Annotated in this window: 8 protein-coding genes; 4 read left to right on the top strand and 4 right to left on the bottom strand. The window is 35.8% G+C overall.

Annotated features, from left to right (window positions below):
- Positions 1-322: 322 nt before the first annotated feature.
- Positions 323-673, bottom strand: coding sequence for a DUF4260 domain-containing protein (locus tag U9M49_RS13315; protein WP_095370319.1), 351 nt, complete (start codon positions 671-673; stop codon positions 323-325).
- Complete coding sequence (locus tag U9M49_RS13310) at positions 666-1100, bottom strand: MerR family transcriptional regulator (RefSeq protein WP_307317150.1); 435 nt, start codon at positions 1098-1100, stop codon at positions 666-668. Before U9M49_RS13310 ends, U9M49_RS13315 begins: the two co-directional genes overlap by 8 nt.
- A gap of 163 nt (positions 1101-1263) precedes the next feature.
- Here U9M49_RS13310 and U9M49_RS13305 point away from each other — a divergent pair, with 163 nt between their 5' ends.
- Positions 1264-1917 (top strand): SIMPL domain-containing protein, encoded by a 654-nt coding sequence (locus tag U9M49_RS13305; protein WP_322910072.1) that lies wholly within the window; start codon positions 1264-1266, stop codon positions 1915-1917.
- 56 nt (positions 1918-1973) lie between these two features.
- The gene (locus U9M49_RS13300) at positions 1974-2219 is read left to right on the top strand and encodes a DUF2164 family protein (protein WP_095370322.1); all 246 of its coding nucleotides are present in this window, start codon (positions 1974-1976) and stop codon (positions 2217-2219) included.
- A gap of 42 nt (positions 2220-2261) precedes the next feature.
- Here U9M49_RS13300 and U9M49_RS13295 read toward each other — a convergent pair whose 3' ends face one another.
- Positions 2262-2981, bottom strand: coding sequence for a glycerophosphodiester phosphodiesterase (locus U9M49_RS13295; protein WP_095370323.1), 720 nt, complete (start codon positions 2979-2981; stop codon positions 2262-2264).
- 157 nt (positions 2982-3138) lie between these two features.
- Here U9M49_RS13295 and U9M49_RS13290 point away from each other — a divergent pair, with 157 nt between their 5' ends.
- Both U9M49_RS13290 and U9M49_RS13285 read left to right on the top strand, forming a co-directional pair.
- The gene (locus tag U9M49_RS13290; protein ID WP_322909955.1) at positions 3139-3981 is read left to right on the top strand and encodes an MBL fold metallo-hydrolase; all 843 of its coding nucleotides are present in this window, start codon (positions 3139-3141) and stop codon (positions 3979-3981) included.
- Between the two features lie 93 nt (positions 3982-4074).
- On the top strand, positions 4075-5034 hold the full coding sequence (locus U9M49_RS13285; protein ID WP_322909954.1) for a D-2-hydroxyacid dehydrogenase: 960 nt from the start codon (positions 4075-4077) through the stop codon (positions 5032-5034).
- Between the two features lie 94 nt (positions 5035-5128).
- Here U9M49_RS13285 and U9M49_RS13280 read toward each other — a convergent pair whose 3' ends face one another.
- A complete protein-coding gene (locus U9M49_RS13280) occupies positions 5129-6073 on the bottom strand; it encodes a DMT family transporter (protein WP_322909953.1) in 945 nt (314 codons plus the stop codon).
- Between the last annotated feature and the right edge of the window lie 122 nt (positions 6074-6195).

Below are 6195 nucleotides of genomic sequence, written 5' to 3'. Positions count from 1 at the left end.
ATCTCTTTATTCTCCCAACTATTAGTCGGATTTCACCATTTGCCCTACTCATTTTTTATTCCTTCACCTATTAGTCGCGATTTCTCCCTTTTACCCTACTTCGATTTCTCTATTCCTTCACTTATTAATCGCGGAGACCCTTAATCATCATTCTACTTCATCGCCCTATTAACTTACCTGGCAAGCCGGTTTTTTTCGTCTTTCAGATTGGCCAACATTTCTGATAATTCCAATGATATTTATGAAGCATTTTGCTTGCCAACACTTTTTCCTTATAAAAAAAATGGTTCGCTACCTTACCTAAATTACGGTACTTTGTTTTCTATATTTTTTGTATATGTGTTACTTTAAACCCTTCTTCATATTTAAGACCGTATCCTAAGGCTCTATCCATACTAATGTGAGCAGACCAGATCAAAGATACCATCAATAATATAGGTTCCTTTATTACAAAATAAATTCCTAAAATCAATAGGGGGAAAATAAATGTATGGCCTATATTATAGAGAATCGCCCCTACTTTTTTGTTGAGGAGATAGCCAAACATAAAGACGTCTGGTAAAAACAAGAAAATAACAAAGGCAAGTATTGAGAATTCCCAAGTAATATAAGCTACTACTGTTAATAATAGTAAAAGAATATATTCCCATTTAACAATAATGCGATTACTCATTTTCCACACCACCTATTTTCATCTGTTCATATACATGGTGAATGACTTGATCTAAGTTTCTTTGGTTCTCTTTAAAGTTTCCTTCCTTTATCATGAAACGAATCTCTTTTAAAGCTTCCAAAGCAACTGTCAAAAAGTGAAGTTTCTCTTCAACACTATCAACCTTTACACCTATTAACTGCTCCGATTTTATTTTACAATCCTCTGACGGCTGAGTCCGATCTAATATAAACAGTTCACTGATTTCTTGTAAAGAGAATCCTAATTGTTTTAACACTATGATATATTTGAGTTCTCTTTCATTTTTGTCTGTATATAATCGATAGCCATTTTCAGATCTTTCTGGAGTAATTAAACCGATTTTTTCATAGTAACGGATTGTCTCACTAGAAATATCATATTGAGAAGCGATTTGTTTAATATACATTTCCTTCCTCCTTTTCTTCTTATTTTGAAGATAACATTGGAGCTTACTACAAGGTCAATATATTTTTGAATTTTTCCAATCTTTATCTTGCATCACAGCGATACAATCATTTCTAAAAAATGTGATACGACATACATTTAATAAGATAAAGAGTTGAAAGGTGATGACCATGTACCCTTATTCATATAATGAAGTGCGAAACAAAGAACGAAGATTACATGTGAATGGTTTAGGAAGACTTTCCGTCCAACCTGATATAGCCACTATTCATATCGGTGTCATATCGGAAAATGAAGAAATACAGATAGCTGAAAAGGAAAATACACAAGCCACAGAATCTTTCCTTTCTGCTTTAAAACAAGCCGGTATCAATGAAAAGCAAATACAAACGACTCACTTTAATGTACAGCCCATCTACCATCAACAAGATGATTCTTCGCAGATTTCAGGCTATCAAGTGACAAATGAAGTCCGCGTTACCGTCAGTCAACTTAATCAAATAGGTACAATTATTGCTTTAGCAATGGAACACGGAGCCAATCAAATAAATAGTCTTGAATTTGGATTAACGGAGAAACAGAAGTGGTATTATAAGGCATTAAATGAGGCATTAGTGGATGCGATAAGTAAAGCCCAATCTATAGCTAATGTTTTAAATGTAACAGTAGATCTTACCCCGATAAAGATTACCGAAGACAGCAGACAAATACAGCCCTTCACACAGAAATTTGCTCTTCAATCTATTGCTTCTCCGCCCATTGAACCTGGTGAAATCATCGTGGAAGCCATAATAACTGCCGTTTTTCGTTATTCATAACATGCATCTTAATCATTCATGGTGTATGATGGTCGTATAGAAATGGAGGCCATAACATGTTTTATCGACTGACAAAAGAACAGCAACAACAAATGATTGAAGAAATCCAACAGTTTTTTCTTCAGGAAAAAGACGAGGATCTTTCCGAATTCGCTGCTGAACGTGTGTTAGATTTTTTTAAAGAATCACTCGCCCCTCACTTTTACAATGCAGCTATCCAAGAGACTCAATCCATGCTAAAAGAACAGTTTGCTAGTATTGAAGATGAGGTATTAACCTTAGAACGCCCCATTCGACGTTAATAAAAAAAGTGGCCAATTCAGCCACTTTTTTGTCTATTCCATTTATTGATAGTTGGATACAAATTCATCACAGAAATCGGTCATAACCACCTCAACGCCTTGGTTGAGTAGTGATTGAGCATCGGACCATCGATTAATTGTATAAGTACGTAATGGGATTTTGTTTTCTATTGCCTGTATACCATGTATGGATTGCACAAATTCTTTTTGACAATGAATAGCATCGGCTCCAATATTCTGAGCTACCTTAATTGCATTAGCATGTATACCTAGAATTAAATACCCTGTATTTATTTCATTATCTAATGTTCGTATTCTCTTCACACTCTCAGGGTTAAAAGATGAAAGAATGATTCGATCTCTTAAACCATATTGCTCAATTAAAGTTAACACCTTCTCTTCCATACCATCGTAACGAAAGACATCATTTTTCAATTCTACATTTATAACCAATTCATTATTCTCCTCTTTCGCCCATTGAAAAACCTCTTCTAATCGTGGGATTCTCGCATGGTTAAATTCGGTGTTAAACCAGCTCCCTGCATCAAATTGCACAATATCTTTATATTTAAAATCCCTGATAAACCCTGTACCATCTGTTGTCCGATTGATTTTCTCATCATGAATGATGACAAGTTCACCATCTTTAGATAATTGGACATCTAATTCGATTCCGTGAACACCAGCTTTTCTTGCAGCTTCAAAAGCAAGCATTGTATTCTCCGGAAAGCGACCACTTAATCCACGGTGGGCAAATATCATTGCTCAACCATCCTCTCCCTTTTCTACAATTGTATAAAAATTATTTAAACACAGTATGAATCGTTTGTAAAAAATTCCTTTTTATTGATGTTAAAGATTAATCGAATGTAAGCAGGGTATACTCTCATATAAAGACATGTAAAGGAGATAAAATCTTATGAGAGAGTATGATTCTGAGCAACATTATATGCCTATCACCTCAACAACGAGCGGTATGATTGTTAATTCTGCAGAAGGTGTTGATTATATAAACATTCAAATCGTTAATGTTTGTTTTGTTAAAACAGCAGAGGATGCATGGGTCCTTGTTGATGCTGGTATGCCAAAATCAGCCAAAAAAATTATTGAAGCTGCAGAAGAATTATATGGAAGGGGTGCGAAACCTGTTGCGATTATATTAACACATGGACATTTTGATCACGTAGGTGCGATTCATGAGCTATTAGAAGTATGGAATGTCCCTGTTTATGCTCATTCGATGGAATTACCTTATTTAACTGGTCGGAAAGATTATCCAGAACCTGATAATACAGTTGATGGTGGATTATTAGCTAAGTTTTCGAATTTATTCCCTAATGAAGGTATTAATATTTCACAACATATAAAACCGTTACCAAGAGACGGTCATATTGACGAAATGCCCGGTTGGCAGTGGATTCATACTCCTGGACATACAGAAGGTCATATCTCGCTTTACCGCAAAAGCGATGGTGTCTTAATTGCTGGAGATGCCTTTTGTACCGTTAAACAAGAGTCCCTTTTTAAAGTGATGACACAGGAGCAAGAAATTAGTGGTCCCCCAAGGTATTTAACCACTGATTGGCAAATAGCAAGAGAATCTGTCAGAAAACTCTCTGACCTTAATCCTCATATCGCCATCACAGGACATGGTATTCCTATGGCTGAACAAACTCTCCAACAAAGCCTTATTACTCTTGTAAGGGAGTTTGATGACATCGCAATGCCTGAAACTGGTAGATATATAAAAGACGACGAATAATAGTAATATTCAATATCTTTTATTTCGGTATCCTGAAGATTTTGCTATTATTAAGGGTAGACTTGAAAAATTTCTACCGATGGAGGATACCTTATGTCAAAAAGAAAAATGATTATCACACAAAACTTAAGCGAGGAACTTAAAACAGCCATTACAGAAATCACTCCTGATTGGGAACACATCATAGGGAAGGATAACGAGGTTTGGGAGAGTCATATGAAGGATGCAGAAGTGATTGTTGCTTGGAAACATCGTATGCATGATACCTATGCGAATAATGCTAACCTTCGTTGGATTCAAACATGGAGTGCTGGTGTGAATTATTTGCCACTCGAAGACTTTGACAAGAAAAACATCCTTCTAACAAGTGCAAACGGGGTACATGCTTATCCAATTTCGGAGACGATTTTTGCATTGATGTTAGGTTTAACAAGAAGTATCGACCGTTATGTTAAACAACAACAAGAAAAAGTATGGGATGGAACTGGTAACAAACTCGAAATGCATGGAAAGACCATCGGTATAATTGGTGTTGGAATGATTGGACAAGAAACTGCTCGAATTGCCAAAGCGTTTAATATGCATGTCATTGGTGTTAGACATTCAGGCAAACCTGTCGATTACGTAGATGAAATGTATACTTCACTGGAACTTGACGACATCCTACCTAAATGTGATTATATTGTCGTCACCCTGCCTTTAACGAAGGATACATACCATATGTTCAGTAAAGAACAGTTCAAACGCATGAAACAAACAGCTTTTTTTATTAATATTGGACGCGGTGAAATTGTTGATGAAAACGCACTTTATCATGCTCTTTCAGAAGGAGAAATTAAAGGTGCTGGTATTGATGTTTTTGAAAAAGAGCCGCTCCCTGAAGATAGTCCATTATGGGGATTAAAAAACTTAATCATCACCCCACATACATCTGGCTCAACCGAACATTACAACGAAAGAGTCATTAAAAACATCTTCATTCCTAACCTAAAAAAATATTTGAATGGCGATGCTCTCGATACGAATGTAGTGGATTACAAAAAAGGATATTAAAAAACAAAGTCCGAACGATTATTTAAACGCTGCTAAAGCTTCGAATAATCGTTCGGATTTTTCACCCCTTTTAAGAGGAAATTCATTTACAACCCTATTTGTTTGCCACGTTTTTTTCTTTTATTGGCTTCATCTTCTCTGTTCTTCTTTTTCTTAATAATGATTCAATCGCACCTGATCCAAGGAGTACACCAGGAATGATAAAGACAAGACCAACCCAATGATAAACCGTGATTTGCTCCCCTAAAAATAATGCCGACCCGACAAGAGCAAAGAATGTATTTAAGTTTAAAAAGATGGCAGCTTCAGCAGGACCAATTTTACTAATCGCATAATTGTAGCCCATTTGTCCAATAGCCGTTGCTAAAATGGCAGATGCTAAGAATAAAATCCATAAAGAACTTGGAGCATCTAATAAATTTGTAAATGCCAAAGGCTCTGAAATCAAACTTATGATGGCGAGAATTATGCCCCCAAAAACCAGCATATATCCAGTGAGTAGTCTACTATCAATAGTTTTCGCTGCCTTACTGATAAGAATAAAGCTGAACGCTTGGGATAAAATCGATAAGAAAATATAAATATCACCAAAAGAAAAACCAGATAACCCTCCATTACCGATTACAACGATAAAAGAAACACCAATAATGCCAAAGATAAAACCTATAATCTGCATACGTGAAGGCATGGTTTTAATGATAATGGCGGAGAGAATAGCCGTCAAGACTGGCCCGGAACCTAAAATTAATCCTCCGTTAGCACCAGTTGTTTCCATTAACCCATGTGCTAGGAAAAAATGATGAGCCGTAATATTAAAGAGACCACCATATATAATATATTGAAATTCCTTCCTATTTGGTCTTCTAACTTTCCCTATAACTCCGAGCATAAGAAAAACAAAAAATCCCGCAACTAGAATCCTGATAGCAGTAATCGTAATCGGTGGGAAAGATGAGACAAGGATTTTAATAGCGGAAACATTAAATCCCCATATCATCATTAATATTGTCATAAATAAAAATAGACCGAGCTTGTTCATTCCCATCCTTCTTTCCGTCTCTGTAATGAAGTAAATTTTAACATATATTTTCTTCATATGGATAGAAAGTAAGCAATTGATGAGCAAGAAAAGGTGGAAGCATCCGCCCCCACCTTTACAGA

This window comes from Cytobacillus sp. OWB-43 (assembly GCF_034651445.1).
GTDB classification, from domain to species: domain Bacteria; phylum Bacillota; class Bacilli; order Bacillales; family Cytobacillaceae; genus Cytobacillus; species Cytobacillus kochii.
Note: the sequence above shows the minus strand (reverse complement) of the source record. Positions and strands in the feature narration are given on the sequence as shown.

What these genes read in the sequence shown, in the direction of transcription:
- U9M49_RS13285 (WP_322909954.1), top strand. Translation starts at nt 4,075, where the DNA reads ATGTCAAAAAGAAAAATGATTATCACACAAAACTTAAGCGAGGAACTT.
- U9M49_RS13310 (WP_307317150.1), bottom strand. Translation starts at nt 1,100, where the DNA reads ATGTATATTAAACAAATCGCTTCTCAATATGATATTTCTAGTGAGACA.
- U9M49_RS13295 (WP_095370323.1), bottom strand. Translation starts at nt 2,981, where the DNA reads ATGATATTTGCCCACCGTGGATTAAGTGGTCGCTTTCCGGAGAATACA.
- U9M49_RS13315 (WP_095370319.1), bottom strand. Translation starts at nt 673, where the DNA reads ATGAGTAATCGCATTATTGTTAAATGGGAATATATTCTTTTACTATTA.
- U9M49_RS13290 (WP_322909955.1), top strand. Translation starts at nt 3,139, where the DNA reads ATGAGAGAGTATGATTCTGAGCAACATTATATGCCTATCACCTCAACA.
- U9M49_RS13280 (WP_322909953.1), bottom strand. Translation starts at nt 6,073, where the DNA reads ATGAACAAGCTCGGTCTATTTTTATTTATGACAATATTAATGATGATA.
- U9M49_RS13305 (WP_322910072.1), top strand. Translation starts at nt 1,264, where the DNA reads ATGACCATGTACCCTTATTCATATAATGAAGTGCGAAACAAAGAACGA.
- U9M49_RS13300 (WP_095370322.1), top strand. Translation starts at nt 1,974, where the DNA reads ATGTTTTATCGACTGACAAAAGAACAGCAACAACAAATGATTGAAGAA.